Source organism: Acinetobacter sp. YH12200, assembly GCF_013418175.1.
Taxonomy (GTDB): Bacteria; Pseudomonadota; Gammaproteobacteria; order Pseudomonadales; family Moraxellaceae; genus Acinetobacter; species Acinetobacter pseudolwoffii.
In genome coordinates this window covers 1-14,722 of record NZ_VPCO01000021.1, presented here as the reverse complement: position 1 = coordinate 14,722, position 14,722 = coordinate 1, and the positions used below count along the sequence as shown (strand labels likewise).

The 14,722-nt window shown below is 40.7% G+C and carries 14 protein-coding genes, 1 pseudogene and 1 riboswitch; of the genes and pseudogenes, 9 read left to right on the top strand and 6 right to left on the bottom strand.

The genetic code is table 11. From position 1 onward, the window contains the following. Window positions 1-52: 52 nt before the first annotated feature. The 6 genes from FTU90_RS12655 to FTU90_RS12630 all read right to left on the bottom strand — a co-directional run bounded on the left by FTU90_RS12655 (window position 53) and on the right by FTU90_RS12630 (window position 6,183). A complete protein-coding gene (locus FTU90_RS12655; RefSeq protein WP_180072758.1) occupies window positions 53-1,297 on the bottom strand; it encodes a D-amino acid dehydrogenase in 1,245 nt (414 codons plus the stop codon). Window positions 1,298-1,432: 135 nt separating this feature from the next. Then, window positions 1,433-1,520, bottom strand: a riboswitch (glycine riboswitch). 330 nt (window positions 1,521-1,850) lie between these two features. After that, on the bottom strand, window positions 1,851-2,759 hold the full coding sequence (locus FTU90_RS12650; RefSeq protein WP_180072756.1) for an AEC family transporter: 909 nt from the start codon (window positions 2,757-2,759) through the stop codon (window positions 1,851-1,853). Between the two features lie 127 nt (window positions 2,760-2,886). Then, entirely contained in the window at window positions 2,887-3,405 is a 519-nt protein-coding gene (locus FTU90_RS12645; protein WP_180072755.1) for a GNAT family N-acetyltransferase, read from the bottom strand. Window positions 3,406-3,473: 68 nt separating this feature from the next. Beyond that, window positions 3,474-4,568 (bottom strand): chorismate synthase, encoded by a 1,095-nt coding sequence (gene aroC, locus FTU90_RS12640; RefSeq protein ID WP_005170683.1) that lies wholly within the window; start codon window positions 4,566-4,568, stop codon window positions 3,474-3,476. 13 nt (window positions 4,569-4,581) lie between these two features. Then, window positions 4,582-5,592 (bottom strand): 50S ribosomal protein L3 N(5)-glutamine methyltransferase, encoded by a 1,011-nt coding sequence (prmB, locus tag FTU90_RS12635; RefSeq protein ID WP_034609000.1) that lies wholly within the window; start codon window positions 5,590-5,592, stop codon window positions 4,582-4,584. A 204-nt stretch (window positions 5,593-5,796) separates the two neighbouring features. Further along, window positions 5,797-6,183: a hypothetical protein gene (locus FTU90_RS12630; RefSeq protein ID WP_005097047.1), complete on the bottom strand. Its 387-nt coding sequence runs from the start codon at window positions 6,181-6,183 to the stop codon at window positions 5,797-5,799. Between the two features lie 199 nt (window positions 6,184-6,382). Here FTU90_RS12630 and FTU90_RS12625 point away from each other — a divergent pair, with 199 nt between their 5' ends. The 9 genes and pseudogenes from FTU90_RS12625 to FTU90_RS12585 form a co-directional block, all read left to right on the top strand. After that, window positions 6,383-6,691 carry a hypothetical protein gene (locus FTU90_RS12625; protein WP_005097049.1) on the top strand — a complete coding sequence of 103 codons (309 nt, stop codon included), beginning with the start codon at window positions 6,383-6,385 and terminating at the stop codon, window positions 6,689-6,691. Window positions 6,692-6,851: 160 nt separating this feature from the next. Beyond that, window positions 6,852-8,225, top strand: coding sequence for an AarF/ABC1/UbiB kinase family protein (locus FTU90_RS12620; protein ID WP_074382716.1), 1,374 nt, complete (start codon window positions 6,852-6,854; stop codon window positions 8,223-8,225). Between the two features lie 239 nt (window positions 8,226-8,464). Then, on the top strand, window positions 8,465-9,760 hold the full coding sequence (locus FTU90_RS12615; RefSeq protein WP_159138076.1) for an acyl-CoA dehydrogenase family protein: 1,296 nt from the start codon (window positions 8,465-8,467) through the stop codon (window positions 9,758-9,760). A gap of 22 nt (window positions 9,761-9,782) precedes the next feature. Next, window positions 9,783-10,982, top strand: coding sequence for an acyl-CoA dehydrogenase family protein (locus FTU90_RS12610; protein ID WP_100354785.1), 1,200 nt, complete (start codon window positions 9,783-9,785; stop codon window positions 10,980-10,982). 89 nt (window positions 10,983-11,071) lie between these two features. After that, entirely contained in the window at window positions 11,072-11,560 is a 489-nt protein-coding gene (locus FTU90_RS12605; protein WP_100328563.1) for a GNAT family N-acetyltransferase, read from the top strand. Between the two features lie 211 nt (window positions 11,561-11,771). Next, window positions 11,772-12,350, top strand: coding sequence for a transglycosylase SLT domain-containing protein (locus FTU90_RS12600; RefSeq protein WP_159138075.1), 579 nt, complete (start codon window positions 11,772-11,774; stop codon window positions 12,348-12,350). A 508-nt stretch (window positions 12,351-12,858) separates the two neighbouring features. Next, window positions 12,859-13,803 (top strand): IS5 family transposase, encoded by a 945-nt coding sequence (locus tag FTU90_RS12595; protein ID WP_159138074.1) that lies wholly within the window; start codon window positions 12,859-12,861, stop codon window positions 13,801-13,803. 54 nt (window positions 13,804-13,857) lie between these two features. Then, complete coding sequence (locus tag FTU90_RS12590) at window positions 13,858-14,598, top strand: hypothetical protein (protein ID WP_180072753.1); 741 nt, start codon at window positions 13,858-13,860, stop codon at window positions 14,596-14,598. A 38-nt stretch (window positions 14,599-14,636) separates the two neighbouring features. Beyond that, a pseudogene (locus FTU90_RS12585) lies at window positions 14,637-14,722 on the top strand (IS5/IS1182 family transposase); the annotation flags it as partial.

The following is a 14,722-nucleotide window of genomic DNA, read 5'->3' as shown; positions in this document are numbered from 1 at the left end:
ATATAAAATGAGAAATTTGATGTAAAAAATAGCCCGCATGCGGGCCATCAATTTAAGCAGGATAGTATTGAGCAATTTCCTTGCTAATCAGTGCAGCCGTTGCAGCCGACAAGGTCCAGCCCAGATGACCATGGCCGGTATTATAAAATACCCGCTCATGTTTACCACGGCGCACCACAGGCATCATATTTGGCATCATCGGGCGTAAGCCAGCCCAAGGTACGACATGCTCGGTACACAGATCAAAGTTACGATTGCTCCAGTCAATCAGTGGTTGAATCCGGTCTGCACGAATATCCCGGTTATAGCCATTAAACTCGGCGGTTCCTGCGACTCGTAAACGATCCTTACCCAGACGTGACAAGACAATTTTGGCACTTTCATCGAGCAAGCTGACCCATGGTGCATTGTTTTGGCTCTGTTCATCATTCAGCTGCACGGTAATTGAATAACCTTTGACCGGATAAACATTGACTCGTTCCTCTAAAATCTCGGCCAATTGATAACTGCCCACACCCGCACACACCACAATGGCATCTGCATTAATTTCCAGAATGTCATCTGTAGAATGATGTACATTTTCAGTACTGGGTTTGCATTTCACCCGAATATGTTGAGTCTGATGATCGACGGCAAAGACATCTTGGCCAAATTCAAATTTCACGCCTTTTTGCATGCAAGCTTTGGCCAGTCCTGTACTGAATTTATGAATATCTCCGGTCGCATCGCTCTGGCAGTAAAATCCGGCATAGTAATCGCCTGTTAATGCAGGTTCGATCTGCTTGATTTCCGCATTGGAAATGGCATTGCGCTCCAGTCCGCCGCTACACAACAGGTCATTGACCTTGATCGCGACATCGTAATCCGTCTTGTTATGATAAAAATGTAAAATGCCGCGTTTTTCCAGGTCAAAATCAATCTGTTCTGTTTGGGCAATTTCATACAAACGTGCTCTGGCCAATAAAGCCAAACGTACAGTCTCTCGGGTATTGGCTTCATAATGTTTGATATTTCCCAAAAATTCCATGAGCCAACTATATTTATGCACACTAAAAGAAGGATTGAGCAAAAGTGGTGCAGTTTTTTGAGACATCCATTTGATACCTTTGAGTACCGTGGCTTTCTGGTTCCATACTTCGGCATTACAGGCCGAAAGCTGGCCGCCATTGGCAAAAGATGTCTCCATGGCCGGATAGAGATGTCGATCTACCACAGTCACCTGATAGCCTGCCAAAACAAGCTCATACGCTGTGGTTACCCCAGTAATACCCGCCCCAATCACCACGACATGACGCATAGACACCTCCTTGATTATATTGATGTCTTTTCCCATCTGTCATGTATACCTGAGAGCTTCGGTCGCTGCATTGCACATCAATGCGAGCACCTTCCCCTTCGGTGAGTGATTGAACACTTCTCTCCAGAGTTTTTATCCATTATCACAGTCCTTTTGCCTGAGAGTTTCCTGGGAACTTGCTCCTTCGGCGAATGCAGAAGCATTTCTCTCCTGCAATAATGTTTTATTATCATGAGCAATTTATATACCATTTTATTCAATAAGACAGTTTTTATTTATGTGAGTTCACGTGAATCAATTTGTAATTACTGTTTTCAATTAAACTGAGTTATTGCTGCTGACTGATATTGCCCATCTACCAAATTTTTAGATTTCACTTTTGCTCTATTCAGCGAGATACAACAGATTCTAAACTTTATAAGATTTTAGGATTGATTTGATTTTGGCGCTTAAATAGAACCTTTATTGCTTAGGCTATTTTAATGGTTCAAAGCATAGAGAGTTTAAATTCAGGATTTAGATCTTATATCATCTATTTGAGAATCAAGGAATTTTAAATAATCCAGGAAAGTACCAATATTAAGCTTCCCGCCGCTACGACGGTTTGTACACTAATAATGCTCGCCATTAACTGGCTATCGCCGCCATATACCCGGGTTAACACATAAGACGCTGAGGCAGTAGGTAAGGCAAAGAACAATACCAATACTTGCGTGGTGAATGCATCAATCTGGAAAATTTTACAGACTAAAAATGCAATCAGCGGCATTCCAAACAGGCGACCAAAGGTCATCAGACTGAGTGGCAATACATCTCGCTGAAAGCCCTGAAACTTTAAGGCTGCTCCTACACACATCAGACCGAGTGGCAAACTGCATAGTGCAATCTGTTTAAGAAATTGCTCTGCTCCGGCCCAGAGTGCCAAACCGGAAAGATTAAACACACCACCCACAATACAGCCTAAAATTAATGGATTTTTAGATAAATCCAGAATGATTTTTTTCAGCTGCATATCGTGACTGCGGGTAAATGCCAGCACCGACAAGATATTCACCAAAGGAATACACAACACCATGATCACAGCGAAGATGGTCATGCCCTGCTGATGAAATAAGCTACTGACCGCAGCAAGTCCGATATAGGTATTGAAGCGCAACAAGCCCTGAACATAGACGCCAAAACGCGCATAAGATATCTGGTACATATGGCGCAACATATACAGTGCGATACTGACCACGATCATGATACTAAATACCACCAGTACCACATCCTGAATCACATTCATCTGAATCTTGGCAGTGGCCAGATTTAAAAATAACATCACTGGAAACAGTGCATAATAATTTAACTTTTCTGCACCGCGCCAAAAGTCTTCACTCAACCATTGCCCATGCTTAAGCAGATAGCCAAAGCTGATCAAGCCAATAAGAGGAAATAAAGAAGTTAAAATAATTTGCAGCATGTGCCATCCTGGTCTGTTTCCCGTCTATTTTTCAATACCCTTTAGACGGTGCACAAAAACTAGCATATTTAGTGGCTGTTTCACCAATTAATTTAAGAAGTAAAATGCTTGAATTTTCATCAACTCATTATATTGATCTGATCATTTTTTCTAAAATCAGTAAATGTAACGGAATCAAAGGCTCTCCGACATTTTGATCTAGTGGATATGCTTCAATTTTTTCAGTCAATAGATAGCCACGGCGCTGATAATAAGCAATCAATTCTGTACGGACATTCAATACTGACATTCGAATCACTTTCTTCTGATACGTATCAATAATATAAAACTCGGCAAAATCTAGTAACTGCTTTCCATAACCCGAGTTTTGTTGGGCTGGATCAATGGCAAAACTTCCAATTTCGATAGAGTCATCGAATTCAGTCAGCCCAATACAGCCAATGATCTGATCATGATTCTCTAATACAAAAAGCTTAACATTAGTCTGTGCCAAGAGAATCATTACCTGATCACAATTAATCCGTTGACCAGCAACCATCTTATGTTCATGTGTCCAGCCACGATTGGAACGATAAGCTGTATTGATCAATACAACAATGTTCTGGATATCTGTAGTTTTTGCCAAGCGAATATTGTTATTTTTCATTATATAAATATAAAAAAAGCCAGACCGAAGTCTGACTCTAATCGTATCCGCTTCAGATGAAAAGCGAATTATTTTGGTTCAATCGGCTCAAAAGGCGTAACTACATCGGCATTTTGCGCACGATGACGCATAAAGTGATCCATTAGCACAATCGCCAGCATCGCTTCTGCAATTGGTGTCGCACGCACGCCCACGCAAGGATCATGACGGCCTTTGGTCAACACGTCTGTATCTTCACGATCGATATTAATGGTTTTACCCGGAGTAGTGATTGAAGCCGTTGGTTTCAGTGCAATCGCGACACGAATGTCCTGACCACTAGAAATACCGCCTAAAATACCACCGGCATGGTTTGCCAGAAAACCGTCTGTTGTTAACTCATCACGTGTTTCATGACCAAATTGCTCAGCGACGCCAAAACCATCGCCAATTTCAACGCCTTTGACCGCGTTAATCGACATCATGGCATGCGCAATATCTGCATCTAAACGATCGAAGACCGGTTCACCCCAACCCACAGGTACTTTAGACGCAATAATTTCAAGTTTTGCACCGCAGCTGGTGCCTTGTTCACGTAGTGAAGTCACGAGCGCTTCAAAACGTGACACGGCATCCACATCGCCACAGAAGAATGGATTGTTTGGCACTTCATCCCAGTCCAGTTTTTCTGCTTTTTCAGTACCAATTTGTGTGACATGGCCACGAATTTCAATGCCAAATTTCTCTAACAGGAATTTCTTGGCAATGGCACCCGCTGCCACACGCATCGCTGTTTCACGCGCGCTTGAGCGGCCACCACCACGATAATCACGGAAACCGTACTTCTGGGTATAGGTATAGTCTGCATGACCCGGACGGAAAGTTTGCGCGATATTGCCATAATCTTTCGATTTCTGATCCGTATTACGAATCAAGAGCCCGATCGATGTTCCAGTGGTTTTACCCTCAAACACACCAGAAATAATTTCTACTTCATCCGGCTCTTTACGCTGGGTGGCAAATTTCGATGTACCCGGCTTACGACGGTCCAAATCTTTTTGCAAATCGGCTTCACACAGCTCAATACCCGGTGGAACCCCATCAACGATGGCCATCAGGCCCACACCGTGAGATTCACCACAAGTCGTCACACGGAACAGTTGCCCTATACTATTACCTGCCATGTCACACGACTCCTTATGCTTGAATAGACTGAATGAATAAATCGCGGTAAGTACGGCATTGCTGTGCAGTGAGTGCAAAGATACCTGAACCACCTTTCTGGAATTGTAACCAGTAGAAATCGACTGAATTGAAGTTCTGTTTCATCGCCCATTCCGAGTTACCGACTTCAATGACAATAAGACCGTCTTCAGTCAGGTAATCTGCCGCTTGTGCCAACATTTTACGTACAAGATCCAAACCATCCTGACCCGCAGCCAATGCCATTTCAGGTTCGTGATGGAACTCATCGGGAAGATCAGCCATATCTTCTGCATCCACATATGGTGGGTTCGATACGATTAAATCATATTGATTTTCAGCAGGAATTTTTTCGAACAGGTCAGACTCAAGCAAGGCCACATTAAACTGTTGGTTATGATGTTCACAGTTAATTTGTGCTACTTCTAAAGCATCCTTAGATAAATCAGTGGCATCGACTTCGGCTTCCGGAAAAGCATAAGCCAGAGCAATCGCGATACAACCTGAACCTGTACACATATCTAAAATACGGCGAGGCATTTTTGGATCTGGATTTTCAGGTAGATTGTTTACACCTTCACGCGCCTGATAATTTTCATCCAGGCAGTAAGGTGCAAAACGATTTTGAATCAGTTCAGCAATCGGTGAACGTGGAATCAGTACACGCTCATCCACGTAATAAGGTTTATCGTCAAAGTAGGCTAAATTCAATAAATATGAAGTTGGCATACGCTCATTGATACGGCGCTCCAACAATCCTAAAAATTCAGCTTTTTCACTTGGGAGTAATTTTGCCTCGAGAATTTCAGCATCCGCTTTCCATTCCAATGACATGCTTTGTAATACCAATGCCGAACTTTCAGCAAAATAATCTTCTGTACCTTGGCCTAAGTGCGCATCATATTGACGTAATGCTGTCACACCAAAGCGGATAAAATCACGAATTGTGCTTAGGTTTTCAGCGGCTTCCTGAATATGTTCAGGGCTAATAGTCGGTCGATCCACGTAGGGCGTCTCCAAGGTCATTTTTTTAAACGCCTTATGATACCTTGTTTTGCCTGCTTTTATAATGCTAAAAGTATGAAAAACACGAATTCTCTAGGCTCATAAAAATGATAAAATTCGTGTTTTTTTACCCAATCCTCAACCTGTCATTCTAGTTTTTTCAGAACAAGTTCAGACGATTCAAGCTATGTCTCATGTGGTGATTTATCGTGAACCTGGTGCATAAGAGCGGGATTGATAAAGATTTGCCTGATCCATAATCAAGGCCAGCATACATTGACCTTGTTGCTGTTTGGCATATTTCCCAGACACTCTTAAATTACATTGCTGCGACAGTTTACGTTCCCAAAGCACATGCTGACTGCGGATGGCCGCGGTCTGATTCGGATTCAGCTTTAGATAATTTTTATAGCTTTTCTTCAGACGTTTGTTATGTAGTTTCAGCTCTTTCTTTAGGCATTTCTCTGCTTTAGCGGTATTACCATAACTAAAGTTCATACACTGCGAATATTCCTTGGAATATCCTACAGCAGCCTGAGTCTGAACTGCACTACCCGCAAAAACTGCAACCAAAAACCATGCAAGACGCATAAAATCCCCTTTACCTAAACTGGTATAATTCCAATAAATGTTTAACAATCAATATTGTTTAAATTATCCATTAATATTAACGCAGTCCTTGCAAAAATCCTATGTATTTCTCCGGCAGCAAATTAAACAGTTGTGCAATTGAAAACTGGCATATCACCCACATATAATCCGAATTAAATCTTCAAACGAGCCCGGTCCTATGAGCTATAAGCACAATAATCTTATGGCGATGCGCCAAAATTACTGGAATGACCAGGTTTCCGGTCAGGTGCAGCAAGAAAAAGTATTTTTGCAGTCAACTTTAATCCAGCATGGTGTATTTAGCAGTGCCACACTGGACGATGCCAAATATCTGTTTTTTGGTTTGCCAAGTATTGTGATTGTAAAAGGCTATGCTTTGGGCTTTATGCACGACAGTGTCCAGCACCTGATTCATCAACATATTCAAACAAATAAACAACAGTTACAACAACGATCTGAATTAAAAATCCAATTTCAAATGGCATAATGCCCTGTCTAAACTGATACAGGCTGGTGAATAAATGAAAGCTTGCCTAGCTTTTACTATGAATTCAGCGGCTTAAACTTTTTTAATACGTGCAGAAGCGCTAATATCCCCTACAATGATTTATTCTGCTTCATGCTGATGATGAAAGGATTGAGTTTACATGTCAGATCAGAACGATAAGCTTAAACAACTGAAAACCTCCTCTATGGATCGACGCTTATCGATCGCAAAGGCATCCTTGCTGGCAGGCACGCGTTGGGCGGCTTCCAGTGCAGGCTCCATATTTTCGAGTGAAGAAGAAAAAGAAAAGAAACGTAAAAAAGCCATGAAAGAGCAGGCGGATTATCTGGTTGCAGAAATTGGTAAGCTCAAAGGTTCAATCGTTAAAATCGGCCAGATGATGGCGCTGTATGGCGAACACTTTTTGCCAGAAGAAGTCACACAGGCTTTAAATACGCTCAACAACCAGACCGTGGCACTGGCTTGGCCAGCGATCAAGACACAATTACAGCAGCAGCTCGGTGCAAAGCTGAATGATCTCACCATTGATCATGAGCCTTTGGGCACTGCATCTTTAGCCCAAGTCCATCGCGCTACCCGCAAATCTGATGGCATGGAACTGGTCTTAAAAATTCAGTATCCCGGTGTGGCAGAAGCCATTGATTCGGATATGAGCCTGTTTAAAAACATGCTCAAACTGACGCGTCTGGTGCCGCAAACCCGCGAGTTTGACCAGTGGTTCGATGAAGTCCGTGAGATGATGCATCGTGAAGTGGACTATCAGATTGAAGCAGATACCACACGGCGTTTTGCTGCACGTTTAAAAGACGATCCGCGCTATATCGTGCCGACGATTATTGATGAGTATTGCTCTGATCGCGTGCTGTGCATGACTTTCGAACGCGGTGTGCCGATCAATAGCCCAGTAATGTTGTCTCTGCCACAAGAACGCCGCAACCAGTTGGGTGAAGCATCGTTAGAAATTGCCGTACGTGAAATTTTTGAATGGGGTGAAATGCAGACCGATCCGAACTTTGGGAATTATCTGGTTCGTCTGGGCAATGGCGAAGATATTCCTGACAAGATTGTCCTGCTCGACTTTGGTGCCATCCGTCAGTTTGACCAGCATTTGCTCAGCGTCGCGCGCAATCTGATTCAGGCCGGTTATCATCACGACTCAGACATGATGGTCAAAGCCATGACCGGTTATGAGTTTTTTGATTCAATTCCGCAAAGCATCAAGCCGGATATGGCCAAGGTCTTTTTACTGGCCACTGAGGCTTTTAGCTCACCGTTGAATAATCAGGAGCTACCAGCTAATGTGATGGATCAACATAATCGTTATGACTGGAAAAAAAGCCAATTGCATAGCCGTGTCATGCAACAGGCTTCAAGATCTATGGCTTCGCGTTATTTCAGTGTTCCACCCAAGGAATTTATGTTTATTAGTCGTAAATTCATCGGTGCATATACCTTTATGACCGTGATTGATGCCAAAACCAATGTGCGTGCCATGATCAAAAATTACCTTTGATACCCTAATAGACGCTACATAGAAACCCGGATGATTTTGTCATCCGGGTCAATTTTTATTCAAAAATAATTTTCTCTTTTCTTTTTTTTAATTATATTTTCATAAACTTAGCTTACCATCTATTAACTTTTAATAACTTAAAAATTGTCAATCATTCATGTCAGCGATGACATGGTTTTTTCTTGGCGTGCATGTCAGCATGAATAAAATAACGTGACAACACCCATAGGATAATCAAAATGAATAATATGGTGAACAAAGCTCAAGGATTTGGCTTGTCCATGCTGACCAAAATTGCGGGTAGCGAAATATTAGATCAATTAAAGCTGCGTAAATTTATAGAAAAATCCCTGTATCAAAGTTCCAAAGCAGGATTTAAAACCCTGAGTCAAACCCAGAAAATCCTGAAATCTGGCCAGAACATTCAAAAACAGCGTCTCCCCCCTCAATCTAAAGCACTGTTTGATCTAAACCTGTCTGTAGAACAGCAACTGACCTGCGATGCGATGCAGAAATTTGCTCAAGAGGTACTTTATCCATTGGCGCATGCTGCCGATCAGCAGGAAATATTTCCGTATGAACTGTGGCAATATAACACCGATCTCGGTCTGAATTTCTATGCCTTGCCCGAAGCTTTAGGGGGTATCGCCTGCGAACAGAATATTGTCAGTAATATTTTAATTGCACAACATTTGGCTCGCGGGGATTTCAGTTTGACTGCCGGTTTACTGTCTAGCTTTAGTGTGATCAATGCCATTACCCGCTGGGGTTCAGAGCAGATTCAGGCAAAATATCTTGGTGCTTTCGCAGAAAATCCAGAGCTGAAAGCAAGCTTTGCGGTACAGGAAGAAACCGCCGCATTTAATCCGTATCAACTAAAAACTCAAGCGATTGCTCATCAGGCGCATTATCTGATTAGCGGTGAAAAGACCTTGGTCATGCTCGGAGAAAATGCGGATCTTTATCTGGTCAGTGCCGATCTAGACGGAACACCTGAGGTCTTTGTGGTACAACGTGACCATAGCATTACTGCAAAAAAATCCCCTGCCATGGGTCTAAAAGCAACTGAAAGCGTCACACTTCAATTTAAAAATACACCAGCGCAGCGTTTGGGTGATGATGATTTCGATTATCATACTTTCGTTGATTTAGGCAATTTGATGTGGTGTGCCATGGCCGTCGGCACTTGTGAAGCCGTGAAAAAATACTGCATACAATATGCCAATGAACGGACTGCCTTTGGCGAGCCCATTTCCCATCGTCAGAGTGTCGCTTTTATGATTGCCGATATGGCGATTGAAATTGATGCCATGCAGATGCTGATTTTCAATGCTGCCAATCTGGCTGAATCCGGCCAACCTTTTCATCGTGAAGCTTATCTGGCACGTTTACTCTGCGCAGAAAAATCCATGAAAATCGGTACAGATGGCGTGCAGATTTTGGGTGGTCATGGCTTTACAAAAGAACACCCGGTCGAACGCTGGTATCGAGACCTCAGAGCCACTGCGATTGTTCATTCTGGCCTACATGCCTGATCGGAGAATAAAGAAAACTATCATGAATCTACAAAATCCAAAAAAATTCAGACTCCTGATTGATCAAGCGCACGAAGTTGCACTCAATGTACTCCGCCCTATTTCGCGTAAATATGATAAGGCTGAACACACTTATCCTAAAGAGCTGGATATGCTGGCCTCCATCGTAGATGGTATGAACCAAGGCAGTGAAGGTATGAATGCGGGCGCAGCAGTGAATAAACGGGGCGAGACCGACAGCAGCAATAAAAATGGTATTAATATGTCTACTGCCCTGAGTATTATTGAAATGTGCTATGGCGATACGGGTTTATTGCTGTCTATGCCACGTCAAGGTTTAGGAAATTCAGCCATTGCAGCGGTGGCAAATGAAGAACAGCGACAACGTTTTCATGGGACTTGGGCAGCCATGGCGATTACCGAACCAGGTTTCGGCTCAGATTCCGCTGCAATTCGCACCACTGCGACCAAAGATGGTGATAACTATATTTTAAATGGTGAGAAGATTTTTGTGACCTCTGGGGAACGTGCCGATGCGGTTGTGGTCTGGGCAACATTAGATAAAAAACTGGGACGATCGGCAATTAAATCATTTGTGGTGACCAAAGGTACGCCCGGAATGAAGGTTGAACGACTGGAACATAAGTTAGGAATTAAAGCTTCGGATACTGCCACGATTCGCCTGATCAATTGTCGAGTACCTGCGGCAAACTTGCTCGGTCATGCAGAAATCGATGTTGCCAAGGGCTTTGCCGGTGTAATGGAAACCTTTGATAATACCCGGCCATTGGTCGCTGCCATGGCAATTGGCTGTGCCAAAGCCTCGCTGGAACGTATCAAGGAAATTTTTAAGGATCAACTGGATTCCAGTTATGTCACGCCCTATTTACAAAGCTCCAATATCGCTGCACAAATCTATCGCATGGAAGCAGAATGGGAAGCTGCGCGCTTGCTGATGCTCAAAGCGGCGTGGATGGCAGATAATCATAAACCGAATTCACGTGAAGCATCTATTGCAAAGGCCAAAGCTGGACGTATGGGTAATGAAATCACCTTAAAATGTGTAGAATTGGCAGCTGCGGTAGGCTATAACGAAACTGAACTGTTGGAAAAATGGGCACGTGATTCCAAGATTCTGGATATTTTTGAAGGTACCCAGCAGATTCAACAACTGATTATCGCCCGACGCGAACTGGGTAAATCTTCGAGTGAGCTAAAATAAAACTTTATCGAAGGAAAATTGAACGAAAAAGATGGCTTTTTTAAAGTTTTCGGACTATAAAAATTCCATCTTCTTTTATGTCATGTGCTATGTATTCTATTCGTCCCATTCAGCCTCAAGATAATGCTCAAATTGCCAAGATTATTCGTGACGTTTCCATGGAGTTTGGTCTGGCAGCGGAGTCCGGTTTCGCTGTAGGTGATTCAATCCTGGATCACCTGTATGACGTATATCAACAGCCAAATTCTGCCTATTGGGTCATTGTTGATGAACAGGATCAGGTCTATGGCGGTGGTGGTATTGCTCCACTACAAGGTGATCACAATATTTTAGAAATACAGAAAATGTATTTCCTACCAGCCATTCGTAGATATGGCTTTGCAAAACAGATTTTGAATTTGGCCTTTGATTTTGCCCGACAACATAAATTTGAACGGATTTATCTCGAGACTACCAAAAATCTTTGGCAAGCGGTGAAGCTGTACGAGAACTTAGGTTTTGAGCATCTGGATCGGCCTGAAGGCGACACTGGCCATAGTCAAGCCTGTGAAGTCTGGATGCTTAAAAACCTAGCCTAATCGATGTCGATCCTCATCTTATCCATAACACCAAGAAAAGCCTTAAATAAATATCTATTCCAACCGGCTTTTCTTTGATCATCTCTTCAGAAATCATCCATGATTCAAGTAGATCTACTTTGACTTTGTAAACAAATCATATAATTTCTTGACGATTTTTATACATCTTCCTAAGATCAGTTTAATTTTAAAAATACATGGAAGCTGAAAGTTGTTAGGCAAATTTTCTGTTAGAAAAAACTTATTATTACCAGTATTCAATAGCACAATTTTTAAAATTGGGCTGCTTGGTCTAAGTACCGTGTTATTTAGTGCCTGTTCTTCTCTCGGCGGCAATTCTTTAGAAAAACGTTCTGCTCAACTGTCTAAAGGAATTCAGACAGCCTACGGTGTTCCAGCAACCACAGCAACTCGCGTTTCACCTTTGATTATTCAGAATGCAGAAAAAAATCGTCTGGATCCATTACTTGTAGCAGCCGTAATTCGTCAGGAGTCAACTTATCGTAGCCAGGTGGCTTCACATGCTGGAGCTGTTGGCCTCATGCAAATTATGCCAAGATATTGGCAAGCGACTTGTGGTGATGATTTATATAATGAAGCTATAAATATTTCATGTGGTAGCCATATTCTTTCTCGTTATCATGAATCCAGTGGCAGCTTAGAAAAAGCACTGGGCTATTATAATGTAGGTCCGACTGCCTATGAGAAAAACCGTAAAATGCGTAAGCAAGGCAAACGTTATGCACAACAAGTGAAACAGTATAAAAAAGATCTGAAGAATGTAATTTAATTTATCTTTAACATAATGCTTGAATCAGTTTAAAACTCCTGAAAATTAAACTGATTCATCTTTTATCGGCTATATTGATTCTGAAAACGTTAAAATAATGCAAAACCCATCACATATTTGTTTTTCATTTAATTTGGGGAAGATTAATATTTAACCAATCAACTTTATACCTATATATTAAATATCAACATATAAAATATAATTTTATACATCTAGAGAAAAACTATATTTAATTATATTTCATACATTTATTTTAATTAATTTAAATAAAAATAAATCTAATGAATAAATTAAATAATAAAAACTACATTAATTTATCTTTATTACATTATTTTTAAGAAAAATAGAATTAAACTTATACTTAATATTTTTAATATATATTGCAATTTTTTGTTAATTATTAGAACTCCATCTAATAGCTTAAATCTATTTAGAAAATGGGGGATAATTATGGGGCTTTGTTGCACAAACCTAGCATAGAAGGCTTATTCAGCAATATAATTTCAAAATGAATAAGCCAACTCCTAAAACCTATCGTACAACCAATTGGTCTTCCTATATGAGCAGTATACTGCGAAGACTGATTAACCGGGGCAATATTTGCATTTGGTTCGATCCAAAGACTCAGTGGTATGCACAGTCACAAGGCAAACAAGGTCGAAATCAAATCTACTCCGATACAGCTATTCAATGCTGCTTAATGATCAAATCTCTATTTCGACTATCTTTAAGTATGGTCACAGGTTTTGTTCAAAGTCTGATTAAACTTTGCGGATTAGATTGGACAGCGCCAGATTACACCACGCTTTGTAGAAGACAAAAGCATATTGATATTGCGATTAGTTACCAAAAAAGTAGCGATGGACTGCATCTACTCGTGGATTCCACTGGTTTAAAGTTTTTAGGTGAAGGTGAATGGAAACGCAAGAAACATGGATCTGAATATCGTCGTCAATGGCGTAAACTCCATATCGCTATAGATGCTGAAACCCTTCAAATACGTGCTGTACAACTCACTACAAATGATGTCAGTGATTCACAAGTACTCGAATATTTACTTGCTCAAATTCCCTTGGATGAGCAAATTTATTTTGTCTATACAGATGGTGCTTATGACACAAAGCACTGCCGACAAGTCATTTTAGATCGAGATGCACATGCGGTAATACGACCAAGGAAAAATGCAAAGCCTTGGAAAGATCAGCAAGCGAGGTCTATAGAGCGGAATGAGTTATTGAAAACAATCAAACGGCTAGGAAGATCCCTTTGGAAAAAGTGGTCTGGTTATCATCGTCGAAGTTTGGTGGAAACCAAGATGCATTGCATCAAATTATTAGGCGATAAATTAACGGCAAGGAGTTTCCCTAGTCAGGTGAATGAGATTCATGCACGCGTAGCAGTCTTGAATAGATTCACGGAATTAGGTCGACCTCATACCCAAGTTGCCACTTAAATTTGACTCACTTAGGGTAGCTCTGCCTTTCAAACCTTTGTGCAACAAAGCCATATGAAAGACACAATTTATCTCTCTGTATTTGGTTTAAATCTTGCTTTGATTAATGAACTCAAGGCCATCATTAATATCGCTCTACAGGAAAAATATGAGATTTCCTGGACACATATTGCTGATTCAAAACTCCAATTACTTTTAATCAATGAGGATTTTATTAACATTCCTCATATTGAAAAAATGGATAAAAAACATTTTCAGATTCTGCGTATAAAGAAATCTGATACGAATACGACCCAGCAAATTATTAACAATACGATTTATTTGCCATTATTTGATGAAAAACCTCTCATTCAATGGATACAATCCTATTTCTTTAATTTACTTAAATCTAATAATTTATCTTATCAGCTGAACAATAACTCTCTATCTATTCAAAATCAAAAATTCAATTATGATAATTTAGAAAATATATTTAAAGATATATTCAAAAAATATCGAACAGGTTTATTTTTATTACAAAGTGAAAGTGATGATATTGCCATACTCGATTTTGATCGGTTTCAATTTTATTTAAAACCTAATCTTCAAATTATAACAACAAAAAATTTAAACATTATCCCTGCAAGTATTAATCAAATTTTAAGCATTAAAAAATATGCAAAAGGCATAGATCTTAAACAGGGAGTCTGGCAATTTATTTGGGACTATCTCGACCAAGAGATTCCAAACTATCCATTTCATTATCAAATTAAACGTTGGCCAAAAATATCAAACAGAACCGACCGTATACATTAGATCTCTTGCGAAAGTAAAAAATTGTTTATACTAGCCCCATGAAATATGAAAATTTAACTCGATTTAATGATGGGGAATTTAAACGACTCGTTGGAGTTCCTCGTCCATTATTCTTAAAAATGGT

Coding starts and splice junctions, on each gene's coding strand:
- FTU90_RS12655 (WP_180072758.1), bottom strand. CDS start 1,297: ATGCGTCATGTCGTGGTGATTGGGGCGGGTATTACTGGGGTAACCACA.
- FTU90_RS12650 (WP_180072756.1), bottom strand. CDS start 2,759: ATGCTGCAAATTATTTTAACTTCTTTATTTCCTCTTATTGGCTTGATC.
- FTU90_RS12645 (WP_180072755.1), bottom strand. CDS start 3,405: ATGAAAAATAACAATATTCGCTTGGCAAAAACTACAGATATCCAGAAC.
- aroC (WP_005170683.1), bottom strand. CDS start 4,568: ATGGCAGGTAATAGTATAGGGCAACTGTTCCGTGTGACGACTTGTGGT.
- FTU90_RS12630 (WP_005097047.1), bottom strand. CDS start 6,183: ATGCGTCTTGCATGGTTTTTGGTTGCAGTTTTTGCGGGTAGTGCAGTT.
- FTU90_RS12625 (WP_005097049.1), top strand. CDS start 6,383: ATGAGCTATAAGCACAATAATCTTATGGCGATGCGCCAAAATTACTGG.
- FTU90_RS12620 (WP_074382716.1), top strand. CDS start 6,852: ATGTCAGATCAGAACGATAAGCTTAAACAACTGAAAACCTCCTCTATG.
- FTU90_RS12615 (WP_159138076.1), top strand. CDS start 8,465: ATGAATAATATGGTGAACAAAGCTCAAGGATTTGGCTTGTCCATGCTG.
- FTU90_RS12610 (WP_100354785.1), top strand. CDS start 9,783: ATGAATCTACAAAATCCAAAAAAATTCAGACTCCTGATTGATCAAGCG.
- FTU90_RS12605 (WP_100328563.1), top strand. CDS start 11,072: ATGTATTCTATTCGTCCCATTCAGCCTCAAGATAATGCTCAAATTGCC.
- FTU90_RS12595 (WP_159138074.1), top strand. CDS start 12,859: ATGAATAAGCCAACTCCTAAAACCTATCGTACAACCAATTGGTCTTCC.
- FTU90_RS12590 (WP_180072753.1), top strand. CDS start 13,858: ATGAAAGACACAATTTATCTCTCTGTATTTGGTTTAAATCTTGCTTTG.